The sequence below is a fragment of the Comamonas sp. Y33R10-2 genome (assembly GCF_019355935.1).
Classification (GTDB): Bacteria; Pseudomonadota; Gammaproteobacteria; order Burkholderiales; family Burkholderiaceae_C; genus Comamonas.
Window position 1 is genome coordinate 3,290,110 of sequence record NZ_CP079925.1, and the last position, 23,764, is coordinate 3,313,873.

The 23,764-nt window shown below is 56.0% G+C and carries 21 protein-coding genes and 2 tRNA genes; 14 read left to right on the forward strand and 9 right to left on the reverse strand.

What is annotated here, in order from left to right; translation table 11 throughout:
- The first annotated feature begins 77 nt into the window (after positions 1-77).
- The gene (locus KUF54_RS14835; RefSeq protein WP_255576144.1) at positions 78-1,601 is read left to right on the forward strand and encodes an MmgE/PrpD family protein; all 1,524 of its coding nucleotides are present in this window, start codon (positions 78-80) and stop codon (positions 1,599-1,601) included.
- Positions 1,602-1,790: 189 nt separating this feature from the next.
- Here KUF54_RS14835 and KUF54_RS14840 read toward each other — a convergent pair.
- From KUF54_RS14840 to hppD, 7 genes are all read right to left on the reverse strand, one after another.
- Positions 1,791-1,865: transfer RNA gene (locus tag KUF54_RS14840), tRNA-Val, on the reverse strand.
- A 6-nt stretch (positions 1,866-1,871) separates the two neighbouring features.
- Positions 1,872-1,946, reverse strand: a tRNA-Val gene (locus KUF54_RS14845).
- 67 nt (positions 1,947-2,013) lie between these two features.
- Entirely contained in the window at positions 2,014-3,723 is a 1,710-nt protein-coding gene (locus tag KUF54_RS14850; RefSeq protein WP_219343538.1) for an AMP-binding protein, read from the reverse strand.
- Positions 3,724-3,914: 191 nt separating this feature from the next.
- On the reverse strand, positions 3,915-6,386 hold the full coding sequence (locus KUF54_RS14855; protein ID WP_219343539.1) for a DUF3772 domain-containing protein: 2,472 nt from the start codon (positions 6,384-6,386) through the stop codon (positions 3,915-3,917).
- A 198-nt stretch (positions 6,387-6,584) separates the two neighbouring features.
- Positions 6,585-7,430, reverse strand: coding sequence for a phenylalanine 4-monooxygenase (gene phhA / locus KUF54_RS14860; protein WP_219343540.1), 846 nt, complete (start codon positions 7,428-7,430; stop codon positions 6,585-6,587).
- A gap of 54 nt (positions 7,431-7,484) precedes the next feature.
- Positions 7,485-8,450: a tripartite tricarboxylate transporter substrate binding protein gene (locus KUF54_RS14865; protein WP_255576145.1), complete on the reverse strand. Its 966-nt coding sequence runs from the start codon at positions 8,448-8,450 to the stop codon at positions 7,485-7,487.
- A 290-nt stretch (positions 8,451-8,740) separates the two neighbouring features.
- Positions 8,741-9,862 carry a 4-hydroxyphenylpyruvate dioxygenase gene (hppD, locus tag KUF54_RS14870; protein WP_219343542.1) on the reverse strand — a complete coding sequence of 374 codons (1,122 nt, stop codon included), beginning with the start codon at positions 9,860-9,862 and terminating at the stop codon, positions 8,741-8,743.
- Positions 9,863-10,082: 220 nt separating this feature from the next.
- Here hppD and KUF54_RS14875 point away from each other — a divergent pair, with 220 nt between their 5' ends.
- The 10 genes from KUF54_RS14875 (at position 10,083) to KUF54_RS14920 (ending at position 19,197) form a co-directional block, all read left to right on the forward strand.
- Entirely contained in the window at positions 10,083-10,565 is a 483-nt protein-coding gene (locus KUF54_RS14875; protein WP_219343543.1) for an Lrp/AsnC family transcriptional regulator, read from the forward strand.
- A 144-nt stretch (positions 10,566-10,709) separates the two neighbouring features.
- Positions 10,710-11,432: a GNAT family N-acetyltransferase gene (locus KUF54_RS14880; RefSeq protein ID WP_219343544.1), complete on the forward strand. Its 723-nt coding sequence runs from the start codon at positions 10,710-10,712 to the stop codon at positions 11,430-11,432.
- 197 nt (positions 11,433-11,629) lie between these two features.
- The gene (locus KUF54_RS14885; protein ID WP_219343545.1) at positions 11,630-12,511 is read left to right on the forward strand and encodes an HlyC/CorC family transporter; all 882 of its coding nucleotides are present in this window, start codon (positions 11,630-11,632) and stop codon (positions 12,509-12,511) included.
- Between the two features lie 68 nt (positions 12,512-12,579).
- The gene (gene lnt / locus KUF54_RS14890; protein WP_219343546.1) at positions 12,580-14,220 is read left to right on the forward strand and encodes an apolipoprotein N-acyltransferase; all 1,641 of its coding nucleotides are present in this window, start codon (positions 12,580-12,582) and stop codon (positions 14,218-14,220) included.
- Between the two features lie 218 nt (positions 14,221-14,438).
- Positions 14,439-14,963: a bifunctional 3-hydroxydecanoyl-ACP dehydratase/trans-2-decenoyl-ACP isomerase gene (gene fabA, locus KUF54_RS14895; protein ID WP_219343547.1), complete on the forward strand. Its 525-nt coding sequence runs from the start codon at positions 14,439-14,441 to the stop codon at positions 14,961-14,963.
- Positions 14,960-16,183 carry a beta-ketoacyl-ACP synthase I gene (fabB, locus tag KUF54_RS14900; RefSeq protein ID WP_219343548.1) on the forward strand — a complete coding sequence of 408 codons (1,224 nt, stop codon included), beginning with the start codon at positions 14,960-14,962 and terminating at the stop codon, positions 16,181-16,183. The genes fabA and fabB overlap by 4 nt, the downstream gene beginning before the upstream one ends.
- Positions 16,184-16,277: 94 nt before the next feature.
- Positions 16,278-16,862, forward strand: a complete 585-nt coding sequence (locus KUF54_RS14905; RefSeq protein ID WP_219343549.1) for an HAD-IIIA family hydrolase — start codon at positions 16,278-16,280, stop codon at positions 16,860-16,862.
- A 121-nt stretch (positions 16,863-16,983) separates the two neighbouring features.
- Entirely contained in the window at positions 16,984-17,730 is a 747-nt protein-coding gene (locus tag KUF54_RS14910) for a 1-acyl-sn-glycerol-3-phosphate acyltransferase (RefSeq protein WP_219343550.1), read from the forward strand.
- Between the two features lie 18 nt (positions 17,731-17,748).
- Positions 17,749-18,744, forward strand: a complete 996-nt coding sequence (locus KUF54_RS14915; protein WP_219343551.1) for a M48 family metallopeptidase — start codon at positions 17,749-17,751, stop codon at positions 18,742-18,744.
- Positions 18,745-18,780: 36 nt separating this feature from the next.
- Complete coding sequence (locus KUF54_RS14920; protein ID WP_219343552.1) at positions 18,781-19,197, forward strand: rhodanese-like domain-containing protein; 417 nt, start codon at positions 18,781-18,783, stop codon at positions 19,195-19,197.
- Positions 19,198-19,216: 19 nt separating this feature from the next.
- On the opposite strand, the gene galE is transcribed toward KUF54_RS14920, so the two are convergent.
- Positions 19,217-20,227, reverse strand: a complete 1,011-nt coding sequence (gene galE, locus KUF54_RS14925) for a UDP-glucose 4-epimerase GalE (RefSeq protein WP_219343553.1) — start codon at positions 20,225-20,227, stop codon at positions 19,217-19,219.
- Positions 20,228-20,295: 68 nt separating this feature from the next.
- Positions 20,296-20,766: a peptidoglycan-binding protein LysM gene (lysM, locus tag KUF54_RS14930; protein WP_219343554.1), complete on the reverse strand. Its 471-nt coding sequence runs from the start codon at positions 20,764-20,766 to the stop codon at positions 20,296-20,298.
- Positions 20,767-20,938: 172 nt separating this feature from the next.
- Here lysM and KUF54_RS14935 point away from each other — a divergent pair, with 172 nt between their 5' ends.
- From KUF54_RS14935 to rfbD, 3 genes are all read left to right on the forward strand, one after another.
- The gene (locus tag KUF54_RS14935) at positions 20,939-21,712 is read left to right on the forward strand and encodes a type III pantothenate kinase (protein ID WP_219343555.1); all 774 of its coding nucleotides are present in this window, start codon (positions 20,939-20,941) and stop codon (positions 21,710-21,712) included.
- A 75-nt stretch (positions 21,713-21,787) separates the two neighbouring features.
- Entirely contained in the window at positions 21,788-22,858 is a 1,071-nt protein-coding gene (gene rfbB / locus KUF54_RS14940; RefSeq protein WP_219343556.1) for a dTDP-glucose 4,6-dehydratase, read from the forward strand.
- On the forward strand, positions 22,855-23,748 hold the full coding sequence (gene rfbD / locus KUF54_RS14945; RefSeq protein WP_219343557.1) for a dTDP-4-dehydrorhamnose reductase: 894 nt from the start codon (positions 22,855-22,857) through the stop codon (positions 23,746-23,748). Before rfbB ends, rfbD begins: the two co-directional genes overlap by 4 nt.
- Positions 23,749-23,764 lie beyond the last annotated feature (16 nt).

The following is a 23,764-nucleotide window of genomic DNA, read 5'->3' on the forward strand; positions in this document are numbered from 1 at the left end:
GCTCAACGGGCAGGTATGAATACGGGCGCTAGGCATGCAGGTGTCACGGTACATCGTTCATAACTAGAGGAGACAGCATGGAAATCAATCGCAGAAGCTTGGGCAAGGCAGGTTTAGCAGGGTTGGCTGGCATGGGGCTAACTTCGGCTTTGGCGCAAAGCAAAGAGGCGACTGGACAAGCGCGGATGTCGCAGCGCCCGCCTGATGCTCCAGATGCGATTGTGGCGCTGGCAGATTACTGTCTTTCCACTCAATACGCGGACTTACCTGACCAGGTAGTCGAGGCCACTAAAAATCAAATTCTGGACACCTTGGGTGTTGCCATTGCAGGCGTCAATGAAGGTGGCGTTAAGGAGCTGCGAGAGTTGGCGCTGGAAATGGGCGGAAAGCCGGAAGCCTTGCTTTGGGGTAGTCGTCAACGAATTCCTGCTCATGAAGCAGTCAAGGTCAATGCCACCATGTCGCATGCACTTGACTATGACGACATGTATGACAAATCTTTCATGCATCCGGGCGTTGTCACGGTGCCTGCTGCACTGGCAGTAGCCGATATGCTGGGTCGTCAAGTAAGTGGCAAGGAAATCATTACCGCAGTAGCGCTGGGGGTAGACATCTCTTGTCGACTTGCCGATTCATCACAGCCAGGTGTCAACGGATTCAAGGTTGGCTGGCACAACACCACTTTGTATGGCTACTTCGCCTCGGCTTTTGTCGCAGGCAAGTTGATGGGGCTAACGCGTGATCAGATGGTGAGTGCGGCTGGCATCGCCTTTCATCAAGCCGCAGGAAACGCTCAAGCTCATGTGGATGGTGCACTGACCAAGCGCATGGGGCCGGGCTTTGCGTCATATACAGGTGTGTATTCCGCACGTCTGGCGCAAAAGGGTGTGAACGGTGCGCACCGTGTGCTGGAAGGAGTGCGAGGCTTTTATCACCAATACCATCAGAACCATTATTCGCGTGCGCTGCTGTTAGATGGTCTGGGTAAAGTTTTTGCAGGCTCACAGCTGACGTTCAAGCCCTGGCCTTCATGCCGCGGTAGCCACGGCGCGGTAGATGCCGCTTTAGGACTGTTTCGTGAGCATAAGATTTCCGCCGCAGATGTTGCATCGATCACGATTTACAACGGACCAGATGACTTTCAGCTGCTGGGAACACCTCTGGAAAAAAAGCAAAAGCCGGCATCAACGGTAGAGGCTCAGTTCAGTAACCCGTGGGTAGTGGCTGTGGCGCTGCTTGATCAGCAGGTAGGCTTGCGTCACTTCACGCCAGAGGCGCTGAGACGGAGTGACGTGCTGGCGGTGACACAGAAAATTAAAACTGAAATTGATACCTCATTGGTAAAGCCGGAAGGTGGACCTAGCGGAACGCGTGTGGAAGTCCGTTTAAACAATGGCAAGGTTTACAGCAAGACCGTTGACTTTGCCCGCGGTGCCCCGAGAAATCCTATGTCACGCGATGAGTTCTTGCAGAAATTTATGGACTGCACTCTTGCCGGGGGGATGAAAAAGGCAGACGCAGAGCGCCTAATGCAGCAGGTACTAAGCCTTGAGTCTGCGGCAGATGCCCGTGCTTTGATGACGGGCGCGGCAGTTAGTTGAGTGCTGCACCTGCTTTGCTATGCAAGTAGCCAAGCATTACCTCGTTGCCGCTAGAGCGTTGGGTGATAAAGGTAGCGCGAAGCGTTGCCTTTTCCTTTGAAGCCTCATGAAGGACCGCAAGTCCGACCTGGAAAAACAAAAAGGGTCTAAAGATTTATCTTTAGACCCTTTTATCCACGAATGGATTTTTGGTGCGCGATACATGGATCGAACATGTGACCCCTGCCGTGTGAAGGCAGTGCTCTACCGCTGAGCTAATCGCGCTTTAATTGGTGGGTAATACATGTTTCGAACATGTGACCCCTGCCGTGTGAAGGCAGTGCTCTACCACTGAGCTAATCACCCGAAGATCGATATTCTAGCAGCGAAAAAATCGCCTCCTCGGGAAAACGCGTAAATTTTCTGAAAAAACTTAGCTCGACCTGAGTTCGCGGCGCAAAATTTTGCCGACGTTGGTTTTGGGTAGCTCATCGCGGAATTCGATAAAGCGAGGGCGTTTGTAGCCAGTCAGCTGCTCTTGGCAGTAGCGCATGACGCGATCTTCGGTCAGAGATGGATCGCTGCGCACCACGTAGATTTTGATGGATTCGCCTTGCTGCTCGTCTTTCACGCCAACGGCAGCGCACTCCAGCACGCCGGGGCACATGGAGATGACGTTCTCCAGCTCATTGGGGTACACGTTGAAGCCGCTGACCACCATCATGTCCTTCTTGCGGTCAATGATGCGGGTGTAGCCCTCGTCATCCATCAAGGCAATGTCGCCGGTGCGCATATAGCCGTCTGCGGTGAAGGCCTTGGCCGTTTCTGCAGGCTGGTTGTAATAGCTATGCATGACATTGGGGCCTTTGATGCACAACTCGCCCGGTTGTCCGTTGGGTACGTCGTTGTCGTCATCATCTTTGATAGCAACCGAGATGCTGGGCAGAGGTAGGCCGATGGTACCGGTGAACTCTTTGTTGGTCACGGGGTTGTTGGTGCCAATGGCACAGGTCTCGCTCATGCCCCAGCCTTCAATCATGGCGCAGCCAGTCAGTTGCTGCCACTGCCTGGCCGTGCCTTCCGAGGCAGCCATACCGCCGGCCTGAGAAATAAAGAGCTGTGAGAAATCAAGCTGGCGAAACTCTGGGTTGTTGAGCAAAGCGTTGAACAAGGTGTTCACGGCGGGGAGCACATGAAAGGGCCGTTTTTTGAGCACTTTGACAAACTTGGGAATGTCGCGGGGGTTGGGAATCAGGCTCAGGCTGCCGCCCAGCCGCATGGAGAACAGGCAGACCGTGAGCGCGAAGATGTGATACAGCGGCAGAGCTGCGATGACATGGGTTTCATTGGCCTTGACGCGCCCTTCGAGTGCAGGGGTGAACCAAGTGTGCCCTTGCAGCGTGGCGGCCACGATGTTGCGGTGGGTGAGTACTGCGCCTTTGGATAGGCCGGTGGTGCCGCCTGTGTATTGCAAAAAGGCGATGGAGTCTTGCGTGGCGGTGCTGGGGATCAGTTTGCGATCAGCGCCCTTTGTGAGTGCTTTTTTGAATGGCGTAACTTGGCGCTGATGACTGCCTGTGCCAGAACCTGAGCCAAGGGGTAAATCAAAGGCCGGAACCATCTTGGCCATATGGCGCACGGCAAAGGTGATCCAGCTGCCGTACAGGCCGCCGAGCAAGTCGCCCATGCTGGTCAGGCAGATGTGGCGAATGCTGGTGTGCTCCAACACTTGAGACAGTGTGTGGGCAAAGTTTTCCAAAATGATGATGGCCGTGGCACCGGAATCTTTGAGCTGGTGCTCTAGCTCGCGCGGGGTGTAAAGCGGGTTGACGTTCACGCAGGTAAAGCCGGCTCGCAGCACGCCAGCCATGCTGACGGCGAACTGAGGGATGTTGGGCAGCATGATGGCCACGCGTACACCGGGCTCTAGGCCCAGACTTTGCAGCCATGCGCCCATTTGTGTGGATAGCTGGTCTAGCTCCGCATAGCTCATCCAGCGGTCCATGCAGACCGAAAACGGGCGGTCTGCGTGCTGGGTTAACGCCTCTTCCAGCAGGTGCACCAAGGATCGGTACTGCTCGGGATGCACATCGTGCGGCACATTGGGCGGGTAATTCTTGAGCCACGGAGCATCAGCGTTCATAGAGGGCACCTTCAAGAGGCCGCTCACGCTGTTTGGCAGCGGCAGGTTGAACAAAGTAAAGTGAGCTTTTACTGTGTCAATTCTGCTGATCACCTTTATCAGGGTCTACGAGGGCTTGTCCTAGGCGCTTTCTGAGGCGTACTGCTAGCCCACCACCTGCAACTGCGCGGGCCATTGCAGGTGGTTTTAGATTAAGGCGGCGGCGCTTGAGCGGGCGCTGGGCTGGGCGCAGCAGAGCTGGGCGTTGAAGGCTCGCCCGGGTCGCGTATCAAGTGGATATCGGTGGCAGATGCCAGCGCAATTTTTTGCTCAGCACAGCGCTGCAGCAGGCCAAACAGCAAGTCGCTGCGGGTGGTGTAGACATTGCGTGAGCTGGAGACATGGCCGTTACTAGCGATATTGATCACGCTGCCGCTCAGAGAGTCCACATACATGGCCGGGGCGGGTGTGGCAAGAACGGCTTCATGCTCTGCGTATAGACCTAGCAGCACGTCGCGCAGTTTGACGATGTCAGTGTTGAGCGGCACTGAAAAAGCAATGGAGATGCGACCCAAAGCGCCATCCATAGTCAGATTCTGCAGGGGTTTGGTGATGAGCTCTGAGTTGGGAACGATGATGGTCGATTTGTCATCGGTCTGAATCTCGGTCGCGCGCACGCTGATGCGGCGAATGTCGCCTACTTGATCGCCAATGCGTACGCGGTCGCCGAGTTTGACGGGGCGCTCGGCCAGCAAAATCAGGCCAGAGACAAAGTTCTGCGTAATGGCTTGCAGACCAAAACCAATACCGACTGACAGCGCACTGGCCAGCAGTGCGACCTTCTCAAAACCAATGCCCAGCGCCGCCAGCGTCCACAGCCCTGAAAGGATGATGCCGACGTAGTGTGCGACAGTGCTTATCGAGTTGCGTGCGCCAATATCGAGCTCGGTTTTAGGCAGGTACGTCTCGACCAGCCAGTGCTGCAGCGTGCGGAAAATAGTCAGGCCGACAACCAGCACCACAATGCCGCGCAGTATGGTCATGGGGCGCAGCACGGCGTCGCCAATGGGCAGGCCCTTGGTCAGGCTGTCGCTCAGTGCCAGCAAGGTGTTGGAGTTGCCAAAGGGCGCTGTGAGTGCCAGCAGGCCCAGCAGTAACAGGCACACGCGGCTGAAAGCGGAGAGCAGCACGCCGATTTGCTCGAGACGAGAGTGCTTCAGCCCTGTGCCCTGCGCAATGGCTTGGCCGGTGCGGCTTTCGGCTGAGAACATCCAGCCAAAAAAGTCATCGGCAAACTTCATCAGCAGCGTAGTCGCGAGCACCACCACGGTGATCCAGACCATTTGCGTTGCGACAAAAACGGAGAAGTTCAGATAACCAATCAGCGCGGCAATCAGCGCTGCCAGCACCGTGAAATGACCACCCAGCCAAGCAAACATCAACCAGTTGCTGGTGGTGGCGGGGCGGTGCTCTGCCGGGTTTTGGGCGGCCTTTTCACGGTCGATGATTTGCTGGCGATGCCTTTGCTGATTGATGACCACCAGCACCGACATGATGAGGGCGGCATAGGTCAGGGCGATCAAACCATCGATGGCGACGCTGCTGACTGCGCTGGTGCGCGCAGCGATATCAATCGCGTTGATCATCATGGATAACCATGTCAGTGCGGCTGCACCCCATGCCAGGCGAGTGAGCTTGGGCGCAGCTTCATCGTCAATATTCAGTAGCCGCCATGAGGGGCGCTTGGGCACCAGCAGGCTGGCGCTGACGGACAGGAAGAATGCCGCCACAAACATGCCCTTGATCCAAGCATCTGCCACTAAATCAAGTCGCGGTGCAATCGCATCGATGGAGCGAAGGCTTTCGATAAAGACCATTCCTGCGAGGCCGGGCAGGGCCGTGCCGACCACCAGCATCCACACAGCCAGACCCGAGCGGCGCAGGCGTCCAATCGGCGCGCGGTCAGACGAAGCAAACTTTCGCCCCAGGCTGCGCAGCCAGATGCGTAGCGGAAACATCAGCACCAGTGCGGCCAGCGCACCTAGCAGTGGCAGTTTCCAGCCATGCTCTGCAATCGCGGCGTTAAAGCTGGTTTTGCCTTGGCGAATCAAGCCATTGATGCGTTGCAGGTCTTGCGGAATGTCAGCGGCAAATTTTTTCCACAGCGATGGGGATAAAGGAGACGCGACCTTGCGCGTAATTTCCTCGTTGAACTGCTGGGTGCGGATTTTTTCAACGCTGTCGCCCGCTTGTTTGGCCTCCACCGACAACAGCTTGCCGCGCTTGATGGCGGAGTCCAGATCGCTGTGCTGTTGATTGAGGTCTTTGCGCTGCTGCTTGATTTCAGGGCTTTCCTCCACCCCTTCAACCACGGCTCCGAGCTGTGCGATGCGGGCGTCGAGTTGCTTGAGCAAGGGCTCCAGCGCGGTGACGGCGTTGTCCGCATCGCGTTTGGATTGCAATGCGCTTTCAGCCAGAGTTTGCAGCGTATCGGCGGAGTCCGTGTCGTCCAGCGCTGTGCGCATGGCTTCCAGCGATGTCGCGGCTTGTTCGAGCTGTTGAAGCGACGTCCTTGTTTGATCAGAGGAGGAGACCGGCTCTGCAGCAATGGCGAGGCTGATGAAGACAGGAAGCGCAAGAAGCGCTATGAACCAGCGCAGCAGTCGGATGCAAGGATGTTGCATGGCTTTGATTGGGGTAGAGCAGGGGGTAGCAAGGCGGCGCAGATTGACTGCTCAGAAATGCCTTGAGGGCAGTCAGCACGCTGCAACTATAGGTGCAATGCGGTGAGCAGGGTTTTCGCGCTATAGCTCAGGGTGCTATTTAAAATATAGCTACAAGTGCTTTAAATATAAAGACTAGAGGCGTAAAAGACTGTGTTTTTAGAGTGGCTGCTCGCCCGGCAGTAATTCCTTGGCGCCGATTGTCGGTTGCCGGCTGAGCTGCTCATACAACGGCGCAAATTCGGTGTTGGCCAGATCAAGAAGCTGCTGCATATCATCGATGACGAAATAGGTCTGCTGGTAGGTATCAATTTTGTAGAGCGTGCGCATGGCGCGCTCTAGCTGCAGGGGCAGGCGATGTGGCTCTGTGCTGTTGACGCTGTATTCCAGCTCGCCGACTGAGCTGAGAATGCCCGCTCCATAAGCGCGTACTCCGCCATCTTCACGAATCAGGCCGAACTCCACCGTGTACCAATACAGGCGCGAGAGCATTTCGCAGGCGCCTAGCTCGGCAGCTTTGAGTCCGCCTTGGCCATAGGCCTGAATGAAGTCCGCCATGACGGGGTTGAACAGCAAAGGCACATGACCGAAAAGGTCGTGAAAAATGTCGGGCTCGACAATGTATTCAAACTCTTCGGGCTGGCGAATCCAGTCCGTGACGGGAAATTTGCGCTGGGCTAGCAAAGAGAAAAAAGGAACCTCCGGGATCAGTCCCGGCACGCCCACAATCTCCCAGCCCGTGGCTTTGAATAGGCGCTCGTTGATCTCTTCAAAGCGCGGGATGCGCTCCTTGGCGCCGAGTGCGGGCAGGGCGTCGATGAAATGCTGGCTAGCGCGACCCGCTAGCAGGGCAGACTGGCGCTCATACAGCCGGTGATAGGTGTCGTGCTCGGCCTCGGTATAGGCTGCGTAATTTTGAGCGCAGATGTAGTCGCCCTTGGCTCGGCTGTAATCGCCGCGGGGAGGGCGTGTGGACTCTCCGTAAACAACAGGTGTCTGTCCCATCATGTGCTCCTTTATGCAAAAAAGCAGACACAGATCTCCCCACGGCTAGGCGACTTATCCGGCCTTAATCTTGGTTGCTCTAATCAAAAACTGAAATTTGCGACCTTCGCGGCTGACGAAATCAGAAAATGCCCGCAGCTGCATATCTTCTTGCGCGATGCCCATCTTGCGGTACTGACTCTGGTACAGCGGGTCATTCAGTGCTGCTTTAAAAGCCAACGCATAGCGCTGGGCATCTTGATCGGGCAGGCTGGCCGGCGCGAAGATGCCAAACCATGTGACCAAGTCAAAACCGGGCACTGCCTCATTCATAGGCGGGACCTTGGGCAAGGTCATATTGCGACCCAAAGAGGTCACTGATAAGGCCAGCAGCTTGCCGGACTCAATCATGGGCAAAGCCGATGCGAGGTTGTCAAACACCATGTCGACTTGCCCATCCAGCAAGGCTTTTTGGGTTGCCGTTGCGCCTTCAAAGAGCTGGTTATCAATACGCAAGTTGACTAGCGACTTGAACACTTCACCGGCGATGTGGCCAATACTGCCCTTGCCTGCCGAGCCCATTTTCAGCGCCCCGGGGTTGGCTTTGATGTAGGCGAGCAAATCTTGGGTGGACTGCAGGTTCAGCGCCTCGGCACGGGCCTTGGACATGACCAGCACGTTGGGCACGCGCGCGACCAAGAGAATGGGCTTGAAGTCTTTTTCTGCGTTGTAACTGATGCTGGAGTTCAGGTGGGGCAGTACCGCATGGGTGGCGACAGCGCCCATGACAATCATGTTGTCCTGAGGCTTAGCCTTGGCGATCAGATCAACCCCTTTCATGCCGCCTTCACCGGGTTTGTTCAACACCGTGATAGCGCCCAAGCTTTTTTGGGCGCTGCTGGCCAGAAGATGGGCAGAGGTATCAAGAGGGCCGCCTGCAGGGTAGGGCACTACAAAAGACAGTGCTTGGGAGGCGTTTTGCGCATGTGCGCATAACGTCGAGACGGAAAGCAAGGCTGCAAGCAAAAACGATCGATTCACAGATAAACCCCAGAGAGACCAAAAAGCACAGAGTCGTAAGTATAGAAACGCGCTGACTGTAAGCGGGGTCTTGCTGTCAATAAATTCAGAAAAATGCGCGTGGCTCTCTTTCGTCACTCTGTAGTGGCTCTGTTGCTTGCCCCATGTGTTTTTTCTATGAAAGCGGCGGCTTGTTATGACTTTGGCCATAGCCCCAGCCTTTTGCAGTCCTCGGGGTCGAGGGCCGCACCAAAAGTGGCTGGCGTGGAGCATGTGGCCGCTTAGCTTGGCAAGCTTATTGAAAAAGCCGTTTAAGCCTTGAGCACCCCACGGCGCATTTGGTCTAGCTCCATGGTCTCAAACAAGGCTTTGAAGTTGCCCTCGCCAAAGCCGCTATTGCCCTTGCGCTGAATGAACTCAAAGAAGATGGGGCCCAGCTGGTTTTCGCTGAAGATCTGCAGCAGCAACTCATCCGGTGAACCATCCACCAAGATATTGCGCGCCATGAGCTCGGGCACGGGTTCTTGCAAGTTCGGGATGCGTTTGGGCAGCAGCTCGTAATAGGTCTCGCTGGTGTTGAGCAGCTTGATGCCATTCATCTGCAAGCCATCCACGGTGTCGTACAGATTCGTCGAGCCCAGCGCAATGTGCTGAAAGCCCTCGCCGTGATACATGTCCAGGTATTCCTGAATCTGGCCGGCCTTGTCGTTGCCTTCTTCGTTGATGGGGATGCGAATCTTGCCGCAAGGGCTGGTCATGGCCTTGCTCTTGACGCCAGTGGACTGACCTTCGATGTCGAAATAGCGAATCTCGCGGAAGTTGAAAATGCGCTCGTAAAAATCGGCCAGTCCGCTCATGCGGCCCCGGTAGACGTTGTTCGTCAGGTGGTCGATATAGGTCAGGCCTAAACCTTCGGGGTGGAGGTTGGCTCCGGGCAGGGGCTCGAAGTCCACATCAAAAAAGCTGATGTTGCCCAAGTCACCATCTTTAGCTCCGTTTTTACCGCGCCATTTGTCGATGAAGTAAATCAGCGAGTCGCCAACGCCCTTGATAGCAGGAATGCTCAACTCGCCAGGAGCGGCATGCTCGGCGTAGCCCCAAGCGCCTAAAGAGGTAGCGCGCTCATAAGCGAACTTGGCGTCATCGACACGAATGGCAATGGCGCAAACGCTGGGGCCATGCAAGCGGGCAAAGCGCTGGGCAAAACTGTCGGGCTCGGCGTTGATGATGAAGTTGATCTCGCCTTGGCGGTACAGCGTGACGTTTTTGCGGCGGTGCTTGGCAATGGCGGTAAAACCCATGCGCTCGAACAGCGCGCCCATGGCCACAGGATCAGGGGCAGCGTATTCGACAAACTCGAAGCCGTCTGTGCCCATGGGGTTGTCCCAAGTTTGGGCGTTGCTGGTCTGGTTTTGGGCGAGGGGGGCGTTCATGGCGAGGTCTCCATCCGGTCAAGGGGTCAACACACGAAGAATAGGTGTCGAATAATGGAGTTACTTTAGGCCCGCGCATGAGCAGCCTTTATGCAAAAATACCGTGAAATAAAATCACGATAAGCATAAAAATTGCGAAAAATATTGATTTTGTGCAATTTAATTGATTATCAAGGGTTATCCCTGAATAAAAACTGCGCTGTTTTTATAATCTGCTGCTATGAGCCCTACGCACTCCTTAGACAAACTGGACAAGGCGATTTTGCGCCGATTACAGGCCAATGGCCGAGAAACTTATGACGTCATCGGCGAGCAGGTGGGCCTTTCGCCCAGCGCCGTGCTGCGCCGGGTCAAGCGGCTGGAGGAAAACGGCATTATCGACCGTTACGTGGCTCTGGTGCCGCCCGAGAGCGTGGGCTTGGGTTTGACTGCGTACATCAATGTTCGCCTTGAAAAGCACACCGAAACCAGCAAACGCAACCCCATGGATGTGTTTCGCGCCAGCGTGCAAACATGGCCCGAGGTGGTGGAATGCGTCTCCTTGACGGGTGAGATGGACTATTTGCTGCGCGTAGTCGTGGCAGATATGCAGCATTACAGCCGCTTCATCATGGATACCTTGCTCAAGCACCCCAGCGTGCAAGATTGCAAGACCAGCTTTGTGATGGACAGAGTGAAAGTCACTACGGCCGTGCCGCTCTAAATTGTTTGCATCAGTCCTTTGTTCGGACGATGAACTCAAGCGAAATCAACGCTAAGGTGTTGAAATCATGAAAAATCCTTACAAGATTGCTGCGATGCAATATGTGTCTTGTGAAGATTCGGGTTTTTACCTATATTCCATGTCATGAACCTCCCCAAAGACTGGTTGAAATCGCCTTGGCAGGCCGGCTCCGGCTGGCTGCGCGACATGGGCAAGACCCATGGCGATGAGCGTCGCTCGCCGTCTTTGGTGCCCATTCGCTCGCTCAGCCCGCGCCACCGTGATCGCATAGCCAAGCATTTACTCAAGCTCGATGCGCGTGACCGCTATCTGCGCTTTGGCTACGCTGCCAACGACGAGCAAGTCGCTCGCTATGTCGCGCAGCTGGACTTTGAACGCGACGACATCTTTGGCATCTTCAACCGCCGCCTTGAGCTGATTGCCATGGCGCACTTGGCGTTTGCGGGCCACCCTGAGTACGAAAAATGCGCTGAGTTTGGAGTCTCCGTGCTCAAAACTGCGCGTGGCAAGGGCTTGGGCGCCCGCCTGTTTGCACGTGCGGTGCTGAATGCACGCAGCAAAAATGTGAGCATGATGTTCATTCACGCGCTCTCTGAGAACACCGCCATGCTCAAAATCGCCCGCAATGCTGGTGCGACGGTTAAGCGTGATGGCTCGGAGTCTGAAGCCTACCTAGAGCTGCCGCCTGCCAATTTTGAGACCCATGTGAATGAGCTGGTGACTGAGCACTTGGGCGAGATGGACTATTTGCTAAAAAAGCAGGCCATCAATTTTTGGGCCTTTCTGGCAGGGGTTCAGGAAGTGCGCAAGGGTGTACAAGAAGGCCGCCACCAGTCTGGCGAGTAAACCGCAGCGCAGTGAGTTAAGGTTTAAAAGCAGCTCCAGTCCACGCTTGATGCGCACAAGCAGCTATGAAAAAGTGATTGACTGAGTCTGGTAAAAATATCGGCTCATGGCTTTTGTATTGGTGAAAGCTGACTGTCAACACAATCCGTTATTCTTCTAGACTTGTTTTACTACCGCACGTCCTGCATTCCAAGACAGTGTCTGACCCCCATTATTCGCGCCTTCCTGAGAGGGAAGACAAGCGAAGCTTCCTGCAAAAGGTGGCTGAGTTCATCCATCCGGCTCCGGAATCTGCAGATGAACTGATCGAAACCCTGGCCGAGGCCGAAGACAACCAAGTCATTGGCACCGAGTCCCGCGTCATGCTGGAGCGCGTGATTCGCATGGCCTATATGAGCGCTGGCGAGATCATGGTGGCTGCGCCACGCATAGACCTTGTCAATATTGACGCTCCCGTTGAAGAAATTCTGCACCAAGTCATCAGCACGGCGCATTCGCGCTTCCCTGTTTATCAGGGGGAGCGAGAGAACATCATTGGCATTTTGATGGCCAAGGACTTTCTCAAGCTGCAGCGCTCTCCCACACACAATATTCGGGCTTTGGTACGGCCTGCCTTGTTTGTGCCTGAGAGCAAGGGCCTGAACGAGTTGCTGCGGGATTTTCGTGCTAACCGCAACCATTTGGCCATCGTCATCGATGAGTTTGGCCGCGTGGCCGGTCTGGTGACGATTGAAGATGTGCTTGAAGAAATTGTGGGCGAGATCGAAGACGAGTTCGACATCCCCGAGGACGAGGGCGATATCTTCGCCTTGGGCGATAACAGCTACCGCGTGGCGGGTGATGCCAGCATCGATCATGTGAGCGAAGAGTTCGGAATTACGCTGCAGCTCAGTGATGCTGAGGAGCATTTCGACACTATTGGCGGCCTGATTGCCCATGAAATAGGTCATATGCCCAAGCGCGGTGAGCAATTTCATTTAGGTGGATTGGAGTTCACCGTGCTTCACACCAAGGGCGGCGCAGTTCGCTGGTTTAAGGTGGTGCGCGACTCATCTTCAGACAGTCTGGTGAAGAACTGATATCCCTTATGCTCGAACACACCCAGCCATTTGGTTGGGTGTTTTTTTGAGAGCTTGTCCATTCTTTTATGACTACCACCGCTTGCACCGTGAAGAACTCCGTAGCCCAGCCCTCAGGCTGGATAAGCGGGCTTTTGATGCTGATTGCCGGCGGTTTGCAGGCTTTTTCTCTGGCTTGGCCTTGGGCGCGTGGGCAGGGCGATGGCTGGCTGACCTTGGTAGGCGGCTATGGCCGGCCGCTGTGGTGGCTGCAAATTTTGTCGCTTGCTGTGCTGGCCTATGCCTTGTTGGCCGCTGACACAGCAAGGCAGGCTGCAGGCCGTGCGTGGCTGTTTGGCACGGCATGGCTGGCTGCTACCTTTTGGTGGCTGTTTATCTCCCTGCACACCTATGGCGGCCTGGCTGCGCCGCTGGCGGTGGCTGCGGTGCTGGCGCTGGCCGCGTTCTTGGGTGGCTATTACGCGGCAGTTTCATGGTGTTTTAAGCGCTTATCCAATATTCCATATGGACTTGTTGCTATTATTTTTGCTGCGTTATGGACGCTGGCTGAATTAGCGCGTGGTTGGTTGTGGACAGGCTTTCCTTGGGGCGCCGGCGGTTATGCCCATGTGGAAGGCCCGCTTGCCGTGCTACCGCGCTGGATTGGCGTGTATGGCACGGGCTTTGTGGCGGCATGGATGGCCGCGTGGCTGGCCGTGCTGGTTTGGCGCTGGCAGGCCAAGCAGCCCGTGCTGCATGCCAAGCCTGCATTGGCAAGTGTTGCCGCCCTGTCTCTGGCCTTAGGTGGCTTGTGGTGGCTGCGCCATCAAGCGGTTGAAGCCCCCAGTCAGCAGCCTGGCATGAGCGTGGAGCTGCTGCAAGGCAATATCCCGCAAGATGAAAAGTTTGAAATGGGCTCTGGCGTGGTGGTGGCACTGCGCTGGTATGCCCAGCAGTTGCACGATGCCCGGGCGCAACTGGTGGTGGCGCCTGAGACGGCCATTCCGCTGCTACCCCAACAACTGCCTGAGGAGTATTTGGACTTTGTGCGCCAGCCTTTTGTGGCTAAAGACTCCCAACGGGCCGCTTTGGTGGGCATTCCTCTGGGTAACTGGGACGAAGGCTTTACCAATACGGTAGAGGGATGGTTACCGGGACAAGCCAAGCCATATCAGTACGATAAACACCATTTGGTGCCGTTTGGTGAGTTCATTCCGCCCATGTTTCGCTGGTTTACCGAACTGATGAACATTCCGCTGGGCGACTTTAACCGCGGTGCTTTGGGTCAGCCGTCCATGATTTGGGCGGGGGAGCGTCTGTCGCCTAATATTTGTTACGAAGATTTGTTTGGTGAAGAGTTGGCCGCGCACTTCGGCAATGGCGCGACTGCACCGACGATTTTGGTCAACCTCAGCAATATTGGCTGGTTTGGCGACTCTGTAGCCATTGACCAGCACTTGTCGATTAGCCGCATGCGCACGCTGGAGTTTGAGCGCCCCATGCTGCGTGCTACCAATACCGGGGCCTCCGTAGTCATTAACCACAAAGCAGAAGTTGTGAGCGCGCTAGCGCCGTTTGATAGGGCTGTACTCAAGTCTCAGGTGCAGGGGCGCGATGCTTTGACACCCTATGCCCGTTGGGTGCATGCGCTGGGGCTGCTGCCTTTGACGCTGCTGTGTTTGGCGATCTGCGGTTTTGCTTGGTACAGAAAGCAAAGGGCTCAGGATTGAATTGCATGGGGGAGTCCCCCATATGGGATAAGCGCTTTTGTCATCACGCTTTGCCGCATTTGTGGCAGAGTTTCGACCCAGATAACGGGTATTTTGTCTCGGGTATGGCGGCTGGCTTGATAATGCCGGGTTATGTGCGCCCGTGTGGGCGTAGACCCACCCACCCAAATATAGAGTAACGGGTAGCTTGCACAGGCTGCCGTGGAGCAATTGAAAGAATGGCTGAATCTTTTTCCTACGAACAATTGATCGCATCCGGCGAAGGCAAGCTCTTTGGCGCTGATAGCGGACGTCTGCCCCTGCCTCCCATGTTGATGTTCGATCGCATCACACACATTGCTGAAGATGGCGGCGAGCACGGTCTGGGAAAGATTGTTGCCGAGCTGGACGTCAACCCTGACCTGTGGTTCTTCAAGTGCCACTTTCAGGGCGACCCCGTCATGCCCGGTTGCCTGGGCCTTGATGCCATGTGGCAGCTGATTGGTTTTTACCTGACTTGGCTGCGTCTGCCCGGCAAGGGTCGCGCTCTTGGCGCTGGTGAAGTCAAGTTCACCGGCGAAGTGGGCCCGGACGTCAAGCTGGTGACCTACGAAATCGATATCAAACGCGTCATCAAGCGTAAGCTGAACATGGCCATTGGCGATGCACGCCTGTTGGCTGATGGCAAGGAAATCTACGTGGCCAATGATCTGCGCGTGGGCCTGTTCCTGCGTGAAGATGCTGCCAAGGGAACGCCAGCATGAGCAAGAAGCGGGTAGTGATCACCGGCGCGGGCATTGTCTCGTGCATTGGTAATGACTTGGCAACGGTGGAGACCTCGCTGCGCGAAGGTCGCACCGGCATCAAGGCCATGCCCAAGTTCACCGAGCTGGGCATGCGCTCGCAGGTGGCCGGTATCCCTGAAATCGACATCGAAGCACGCATTGACCGCAAGCAATTGCGCTTTATGGGTGATGCTGCGGCTTATTCGCAGATCGCCCTGGAAGACGCCATCAAGCAAGCGGGCCTGACGCCTGAGCAGGTGAGCCACCCCCGTACTGGCCTGATCATGGGCTCGGGCGGCGGCTCGCCAGCCAACCAGATTGAAGCGGCAGATACGCTGCGCGAAAAGGGCATTCGCCGCGTGGGACCGTATCAGGTCACGCGCTGCATGAGCTCTACCGTGTCCGCCTGTCTTGCGACCAACTTCAAGGTCAAGGGCATCAACTACTCCATCACCTCGGCCTGCTCCACTTCGGCCCACTGCATTGGCGCTGCGGCCCAGCAGATTGCTTGGGGTATGCAGGATGTGATGTTTGCCGGCGGCGGTGAAGAGCTGTCTTGGGGAATGTCGCTGTTGTTTGATGGCATGGGCGCGATGTCCAGCAAGTACAACGAGACGCCCGAAAAAGCCTCGCGTGCCTACGATGCCAACCGTGACGGTTTCGTCATCGCTGGCGGTGGCGGCGCTGTGGTGCTGGAAAGCCTGGAGCACGCTCTGGCCCGTGGTGCCAACATCTTGGCTGAAGTGGTCGGCTTTGGCGCCACCAGCGACGGCGAAGATATGGTTGCACCTTCGGGTGACGGCGCCATTGCCTGCATGCAGCAAGCCATGGAAACCATTGACGCGCCAATCGACTACATCAACACGCATGGCACATCGACCCCCGTGGGCGATATGCAAGAAGTGCGTGCGATGAAGGCGTTGTTTGGCGACAAGGTGCCTGCGTTCTCGTCCACCAAATCGCTGACCGGCCACTCGCTGGGTGCAACTGGTGTGCAAGAAGCGATTTATTGCATGATCATGATGAACAAGGGCTTTATCGCCGGCTCCGTGAACGTGGACACCCCCGATCCGCTGCTGGGCGATATGCCTTTGGTCACCAAGACCCGTGATGCTGAACTGAAGACCGTGCTGTCCAACAGCTTTGGCTTTGGCGGCACCAATGCTTCTTTGGTGCTCAAGCGCTGGGAAGGTCAGTAAGCTCTCGAGCCTTGATCGCAAGCCCGCTTGACCTCAAGGCAAGCGGGCTTTTTTGTTACCGATATCACCGACGTCATTGACTAAAGCCTGCCTCATGAAGATCGCAATTCTTGACCGTGATGGCACCCTGAACGAATGGGGTGCGAAAGGCTTTATCGCAAGTCCTGATGAATGGGTCGCTGTACCCAGTGCGCTTGAGGCCGTCTCGCGCCTCAATCGCGCGGGCTGGCATGTGGTTGTCGTGACCAACCAGCCGGGGTTGGGGCGCGGGCTGTTTGATGTGATTGAGCTCAACGCCGTGCACGCCAAAATGCAGCGTGAGCTGGCGGCAGTAGGTGCGCGGGTTGAGGCTGTCTTTTTTTGCCCCCACGCCCCCGATGAAGATTGCCTATGCCGCAAGCCGGGCGCAGCCCTGTTTGAGCAAATTGCTGACCGCTATGGTGTGCAAGGCCAACAAATATGGGCCATTGGCAGCGGGGTGGAGCATTTGCAGGCAGGCACGGCGGTAGGTGCACATCTGGTGTTTGTGGAGTCCGCTGCGAGACCTGCGTTTTGTAGCGATGCCAACCTGCCAGAGGGTAGCGAGCGTTATCCTGATTTGGAGGCGGTGGTCAACATGTTGTTACCCCTTGGTGATGGCGCGGCAAAAGGCGTCGATTCAGAGCCTGCCAACCATTGATTTGCGCTTTTAGGTAAAAATAGCCTTAACTGCTTGAAAGATCAGCGCAAGCTGCTATGTTTCTTGCTGAATTTTGAGCCCCATTAACGGGTGCTTGTACTCAAGCCCTTTGATTGCTTTCATGTCCTTGATTCGCTCAGTCCTCCACATGCTGTGGATGGTCGTCACCGTCATTCCTTACACCATTGCTGTGCTGCTGACCAAGTGGATCAGCGGCTCATCCTCCAAAACCTATCGCGTGGCCCGTGCGTGGCTCAAGCTGTCGGTGGACAGCGCCAAGGTCATCATGGGCGTTCAGTGCCGGGTGCAGGGCATGGAGAACCTGCCAACTGACCCCAAGCAAGGCGTGGTGCTGCTGGTTAAGCACCAGTCCACCTACGAAACCTTTTTGATGCCGGCCATCATGCCGCGCCCACTGGCCTATGTCTTTAAGAAGGAGCTGCTCAAGGTTCCGTTCTTCGGTTGGTCAATTGGTGCGCTGGACATGATTCACATTGATCGCGCCCATGGATCGCGGGCTTTCCACAAGGTGGTGGAGCAAGGCAAGCGATTACTCGACCAAGGCACATGGGTCATCATGTTCCCGGAAGGCACGCGCATTGCTCGCGGTGAAAAGGGTGAATACAAGACCGGCGCTACGCGTTTGGCCATCATGACGGGCGCCCCCGTGGTACCTATTGCCGTGACTTCGGCCAAATGCTGGCCGCGCAAAGCATTCATCAAAAAGCCAGGCGTGGTTGATGTGTCTATTGGCAAGCCTATCCCTTCCATTGGCCGCAAGCATGAGGAGTTGATGGCCGAGGTGGAAGCTTGGATTGAGGCCGAAATGCAGCGCCTTGACCCTGATGCCTACGCTGACAAAAGCTAATGAAGCACTCAACTACCCATGTCCACAGGGAATAGCTTGCAGCAAGCTTGGCAATGGCTGGTGCCGCCTATGGTTGAAGATGGGCAGGGTGGCCTGATACCACGCGGGCGCTTGCGTGCTGTCGATGCGAAAGCTGAGTCGCTGGCTCATGAGTTAGATAAAAATATCGATCAACTGCATATAGATACTGCAGTTGATGCTATTGATTTTGAAGGTTCCGGTCTTGAAGATGCGGAGGAGCTCGCTGTAGCCACTTTGCCCAAGCACCCCGGTGCAAGTCATAACGCGCAGCTTCAGGGGCGCAGCGTTGCATATCTATTGCGCCGCTCTGCACGCCGCAGCATAGGCTTTAGCGTTGGAGTCCAAGGCCTTGAGGTTACAGCGCCACAGTGGCTGGGTATGGGCGATATCGAATCGGCACTGCAGACCAAGGCTGACTGGATTGTGCGCAAGCTGCAGGAGTCGGGTCAGCGTCAGCAAATCAGAAGCGAGGCACGAATCCTTTGGCAAGAAGGTGGGTTGCTGGACTATCTGGGCCAGCCAATGACGCTGCGCCTGACAGGCGAGGCAGCGCCGCCACTTCGTACCCGTCAAACCTATAGAGAGCAGGTACTAGATGGCGCGCAAAGCCTGCACTTGCCGTTGGGTGCTCAGGCATCGGCCGCGCAAATTCGCGCTGCCGTTCAGGCCTGGATTTTTCGAGAGGCCCGCACCCATTTCACCGCGCGCATGCAGTACTTCGCCGTTCAAATGGATGTGCGCTGGAGTGCGCTGCGTTTGAGTAGTGCCAGCACGCGCTGGGGTAGCGCCACTAGCGGCGGCGTCATCCGGCTGAACTGGCGGTTAATGCAGCACAGCCCGCAAATCATTGATTACGTGGTGGTGCATGAGCTTGCGCATCTGCACCACATGGACCACAGCCCGAAGTTCTGGGCCGTGGTCGCGCAGGTTCTGCCCGACTGGAAGCAGTTGCGCAAAGCACTAAGAAACAAACCTCTGCCCGCCTGGGAGTAGGCTGGGCGCAGCGGCTGTTAACAAAAAGGATTCAATATGAGCAATGCGACGCAAATTCATCCCGCAACCGGCTATGCCGGCGATGTGTCAGCGCAGTTGGCCTGGCAGTGGTTGCAAAACGGCGAAGCCGTGCTGGTCGATGTGCGCACCGATGCCGAGCGTGAATGGGTAGGCAAGGTTCCGGGTGCGATAGCGGTAGCGTGGAAGCAGTGGCCGGGCATGGCGGCCAACCCCAGCTTTGACGAGCAGTTGCGCGCCGCAGTCCCCGAAGGCCAAAAAGTCGTTCTGCTATGCCGCAGCGGCGTGCGCTCTGTTGCGGCTGCTCAGCGTGCGACTGGCTTGGGTATAGAGGCCTACAACATCCTCGAAGGCTTTGAGGGCGATGTAGATGCCAATGGCCAGCGGGGACAACTAAGTGGTTGGCGCAAACGCGGCCTGCCTTGGAATCAATGATGCTAGGGCAGCCGCAGGCTCAAGCCTCCCGGTAGCCGTTCGGGTTCTGGCTCTGCCAGTGCCAAGTGTCGGCGCACATGGCGTCTAGATCATGCTCAGCCTGCCAGTCCAGTGTTTTCAGGGCGTGCTCAGGGTTGGCGTAATAGCTGGGTAAATCGCCGGGGCGGCGCTCAGCAATGTTGTATGCAATGGCCTTGCCGCAGGCCTTTTCGAAGGCATGAAGAACATCCAGGACGCTAAAACCTTTACCTGTGCCGAGGTTGACGGTCATAACGCCTGTGTGGAGTCTCTCTAGTGCTTTGACATGCCCACGTGCGAGATCTACGACGTGGAGATAGTCACGAACCCCCGTTCCATCAGGCGTGTTGTAGTCGCCACCAAAAATTTGTAGCTTGTCACGTTTGCCCACGGCGACTTGGGCGATGTACGGCAGCAGGTTGTTGGGAATACCTGCGGGGTCTTCACCAATCAAACCACTGGGGTGAGCGCCGATGGGATTGAAGTATCTCAGTACGGCCATTGACCATTGAGGTGCAGAGTTCGCGAGATCACAGAGCACTTCTTCCACCATGAGCTTGGTTCGCCCATAGGGGTTCATGGCTGAAGTGGGGTGCATCTCATCGTATGGCAAATATTGAGGTGTGCCATAGACGGTTGCAGAAGAGCTAAACACGAGCTTGTAGACCCCTTGGACTTGCATGGCGCGCAGCAATACCAAGGTTCCGTTGACGTTGTTGTCGTAATAATCTAGAGGCTGAGTTGAGGACTCGCCCACTGCCTTTTTGCCCGCAAAGTGCACCACGCTATCGATGGCGTGCTCTTTTAATGCTTGCTCCAGCGCACCTTGATCGCGGACATCGCCGTGTATGACGGGGATTGAGCGCCCGGCAATTTTCTCTACTCGCCGAATGGCTTCTGGATGGCTGTTGCTGAAGTTGTCAAAAATCACGACTTCATGGCCGTGGCTGAGCAATTCAATGGCTGTGTGACTGCCGATATAGCCGGCGCCGCCTGTGAGTAGCGTTTTCATGACTGGCAGTCTAGCGCTGGGCATATAAAAAAAGCGCTCGGATGAGCGCTTTTTTGGAGAGCAAATGTTTAAAGCGCAGGGATACGCAGCTTTTGACCCGGATAAATTTTGTCCGGGTTGCTAAGCATGGGCTTGTTGGCTTCAAAAATGGTGTTGTATTTGTTGGCGTCGCCGTAGTACTTCTTGGAGATGGCCGACAGCGTGTCGCCACGCACCACATCGTGGTACTGAGCTTCGGGCTCGGGGTTGGTGACGCTCATCAGGTTGTCCACAGATTGGACATTGGCGACGTTGCCGCAGCAAAGAGTGACTTTTTCCTTGGCGGCTTGTGTGGGGGCCGCACCTTGCACGGTCACTTTGCCCTGAGAGCCATCAAACTGAACCTGCAGGTCAGAGACACCCAAATTCTGCGTGCCGATGTAGTTGGCGATGGCCTGAGCCGCTTTGACATTCACATCGTCCGATGGCGCTGCCGCATGTGCATCGCTGCCGCCAAACAGCTTTTCGCCGGCTTCCTTGATGAAACTGAACAGACCCATGATTTTCGACTCCTCAAAGTGATGGAAGAAACAAGCGATTCACTTTACATGGAAATGGCGAAAATTCCTTGCAGGACAAAGACGCTGCGTTTTTTTGACAATTTCCTATCAATAACTAATGAATGCTGCAGTCGAGCGCCTGACGCGAGGAAAAGTACTGATAATCCGCCGCATGACATTTTTGGCCATAGACATTGGTAACACTCGCTTAAAGTGGGCCATGTATGAAAATCACCGCCCTGGAGCTGCGCTGTTAGCGCATGGCGCGGAGTTTCTGGAACATATTGAGCGTTTGGCGGAGGGCGCCTGGGCTGGTTTGCCTGCACCTGATCGTATGCTGGGCTGCGTTGTTGCTGGAGATACGGCAAGACTTCGCGTGCACGATCAAATTGAGCTTATGGTGGGTTGGGATTTCGAGCCGCAGTGGGTCGTTCCGTCGACGCAAGAGGCGGGTGTGACTAATGGTTATGACCACCCTTCTCGGCTAGGTGCTGATCGCTGGGTCGCAATGATTGGCGCACGCCACCACATGCTGCAACTGGGCGATGCAAGACCATTGATTACCGTCATGGTCGGCACCGCTGTCACGGTGGATGCTATGGATGCCCAAGGGCACTTCCTCGGCGGCCTGATTATTCCCGGCCATGGCATCATGCTAAAAGCTTTGGAAGGTGGAACGGCCGGATTGCATGTTCCCACCGGAGATGTCAAAAGCTTTCCAAAGAATACCAGTGATGCTTTGACCAGCGGCGGTACCTATGCCATTGCAGGCGCTGTAGAGCGTATGTACCAGCATCTGGCTGAGCACTGCGACTCTGAGCCCATGTGCATCATGGCTGGCGGCGCAGGCTGGAAGATGTCTCCCAGCATGACCCGGCCTTTTGCATTGATCAACAACTTGATTTTTGAAGGTCTGCTGGTGATGGCTGAGAAACGCTGGGGTTGAGACGTATCTTTGGTGTTCCTCTAGTGCTTGAATGATTTTGATTTTGATTTTGATATTGAATTGAAGGCGGTTTCCATGATTTTTGTGACTGGCGGTGCAGGTTTTATTGGCGCGAATTTTGTGCTTGATTGGCTAGCTCACTCCGATGAATCAGTCGTCAATATCGACAAACTGACCTATGCAGGCAATCTGGAAAATCTTGCCAGCCTGCAAGGAGATAGCCGCCATGTGTTTGTGCAGGCCGATATTGGCGACAGCGAAACTTGGACCCGTTTGCTGGCTGAGCACCAACCCCGCGCGGTAGTGAACTTTGCCGCTGAGTCGCATGTGGATCGCTCCATTCACGGCCCTGAAGATTTCATTCAGACCAATGTGGTTGGTACCTTCCGTTTGCTGGAATCTGTGCGCGCTTACTGGAATCGTCTGGAAGGCGAGGCCAAGTCGAACTTCCGCTTTTTGCATGTCTCTACCGATGAGGTGTATGGGACGCTTGCGCCCACCGACCCTGCGTTTACCGAGGACAACAATTACGAGCCCAATAGCCCGTACTCGGCCAGCAAGGCGGCGTCTGACCACCTGGTGCGTGCCTGGCATCACACCTACGGCTTGCCGGTGCTGACGACTAATTGCAGCAACAACTATGGCCCGCTGCATTTCCCAGAAAAGCTGATTCCGCTGGTCATTGTTAATGCGTTGGCTGGCAAACCGCTGCCTATTTATGGCGACGGCATGCAAGTGCGTGACTGGCTGTATGTGCGAGATCACTGCAGCGCCATTCGCCGCGTGCTCGAAGCAGGTCAACTGGGCGAGACCTATAACGTGGGCGGCTGGAACGAGATGGCCAATATCGACATCGTCAAGACTGTGTGCGGTTTGCTCGATGAGCTGCGCCCGCGCGCCGACGGCAAGGCCTATGTCGAGCAGATCACCTATGTGACCGACCGTCCTGGCCATGACCGCCGCTATGCCATTGATGCCCGCAAGCTCGAGCGTGAGCTGGGCTGGAAGCCTGCCGAGACCTTTGAGACCGGCATTCGCAAGACCGTGCAGTGGTATCTGGCCAACCCTGAATGGGTGGCTCATGTGCAATCAGGCACTTATCGCGACTGGGTGCAAAAGCAGTACACCGCAGAGGCTGCTGCATGAAGCTGCTGCTGCTGGGCAAGAACGGCCAGGTGGGCTGGGAGCTGCAGCGCAGCCTGGCACCCTTAGGCGAGGTGATTGCACTGGACAGGCTATCCGTCAATGTCTTGAGCGGTGATATCAGTGATTTGCAGACACTGGCGCAGACCATTCGCAGTGTGCGCCCGGATGTCATCGTCAATGCCGCAGCACATACCGCGGTGGACAAGGCTGAGAGCGAGCAGGATTTGGCCTTGCGACTGAACGCCGAGGCACCCGAGGTCATGGCGCTGGAGGCCAAAAACCTGGGTGCCCTGCTGGTGCACTACAGCACTGACTATGTGTTTGATGGATCGGGGAGCACTGCGCGCAAGGAAAGCGATGCGACGGGTCCGCTGTCGGTCTATGGCCGCACCAAGCTCGATGGCGAGCAGCGCATTGCAGCCAGCGACTGCAGGCACCTGATCTTTCGCACCAGCTGGGTCTATGCCGCTCGCGGCGGCAACTTCGCCAAGACCATGCTGCGCTTGGCGCAAGAGCGCGAACAGCTCAGCGTCATCAACGACCAATGGGGTGCACCGACGGGTGCTGACCTGATCGCTGATATCACAGCCCATGCCGTTCGCTATGTGGCAAGCCATGAAGATGGCTGCGGTCTTTACCATCTGGTCGCAGGCGGAGAAACCACCTGGCATGCCTACGCCAGCCATGTGATCGAGCAGGCTAAAAACCTGCGTCCCGATCTGGCCTGGAAGGTGCAAAGCATTGCTGCGGTACCCACCACGGCCTTCCCGACACCTGCCGCACGCCCCTTGAACTCACGCCTGTCTACGCAAAAGCTGCAGACCGCCATGCAACTGTGTCTTCCTGACTGGCAGCAGGGTGTGGATCGCATGCTGCGAGAAATTCTGTAGTTTTTAATAAAAATCC

What these genes read in the sequence shown, in the direction of transcription:
- KUF54_RS14835 (WP_255576144.1), top strand. Translation starts at nt 78, where the DNA reads ATGGAAATCAATCGCAGAAGCTTGGGCAAGGCAGGTTTAGCAGGGTTG.
- KUF54_RS14850 (WP_219343538.1), bottom strand. Translation starts at nt 3,723, where the DNA reads ATGAACGCTGATGCTCCGTGGCTCAAGAATTACCCGCCCAATGTGCCG.
- KUF54_RS14855 (WP_219343539.1), bottom strand. Translation starts at nt 6,386, where the DNA reads ATGCAACATCCTTGCATCCGACTGCTGCGCTGGTTCATAGCGCTTCTT.
- phhA (WP_219343540.1), bottom strand. Translation starts at nt 7,430, where the DNA reads ATGGGACAGACACCTGTTGTTTACGGAGAGTCCACACGCCCTCCCCGC.
- hppD (WP_219343542.1), bottom strand. Translation starts at nt 9,862, where the DNA reads ATGAACGCCCCCCTCGCCCAAAACCAGACCAGCAACGCCCAAACTTGG.
- KUF54_RS14875 (WP_219343543.1), top strand. Translation starts at nt 10,083, where the DNA reads ATGAGCCCTACGCACTCCTTAGACAAACTGGACAAGGCGATTTTGCGC.
- KUF54_RS14880 (WP_219343544.1), top strand. Translation starts at nt 10,710, where the DNA reads ATGAACCTCCCCAAAGACTGGTTGAAATCGCCTTGGCAGGCCGGCTCC.
- lnt (WP_219343546.1), top strand. Translation starts at nt 12,580, where the DNA reads ATGACTACCACCGCTTGCACCGTGAAGAACTCCGTAGCCCAGCCCTCA.
- fabA (WP_219343547.1), top strand. Translation starts at nt 14,439, where the DNA reads ATGGCTGAATCTTTTTCCTACGAACAATTGATCGCATCCGGCGAAGGC.
- fabB (WP_219343548.1), top strand. Translation starts at nt 14,960, where the DNA reads ATGAGCAAGAAGCGGGTAGTGATCACCGGCGCGGGCATTGTCTCGTGC.
- KUF54_RS14905 (WP_219343549.1), top strand. Translation starts at nt 16,278, where the DNA reads ATGAAGATCGCAATTCTTGACCGTGATGGCACCCTGAACGAATGGGGT.
- KUF54_RS14910 (WP_219343550.1), top strand. Translation starts at nt 16,984, where the DNA reads ATGTCCTTGATTCGCTCAGTCCTCCACATGCTGTGGATGGTCGTCACC.
- KUF54_RS14915 (WP_219343551.1), top strand. Translation starts at nt 17,749, where the DNA reads ATGTCCACAGGGAATAGCTTGCAGCAAGCTTGGCAATGGCTGGTGCCG.
- KUF54_RS14920 (WP_219343552.1), top strand. Translation starts at nt 18,781, where the DNA reads ATGAGCAATGCGACGCAAATTCATCCCGCAACCGGCTATGCCGGCGAT.
- galE (WP_219343553.1), bottom strand. Translation starts at nt 20,227, where the DNA reads ATGAAAACGCTACTCACAGGCGGCGCCGGCTATATCGGCAGTCACACA.
- lysM (WP_219343554.1), bottom strand. Translation starts at nt 20,766, where the DNA reads ATGGGTCTGTTCAGTTTCATCAAGGAAGCCGGCGAAAAGCTGTTTGGC.
- KUF54_RS14935 (WP_219343555.1), top strand. Translation starts at nt 20,939, where the DNA reads ATGACATTTTTGGCCATAGACATTGGTAACACTCGCTTAAAGTGGGCC.
- rfbB (WP_219343556.1), top strand. Translation starts at nt 21,788, where the DNA reads ATGATTTTTGTGACTGGCGGTGCAGGTTTTATTGGCGCGAATTTTGTG.
- rfbD (WP_219343557.1), top strand. Translation starts at nt 22,855, where the DNA reads ATGAAGCTGCTGCTGCTGGGCAAGAACGGCCAGGTGGGCTGGGAGCTG.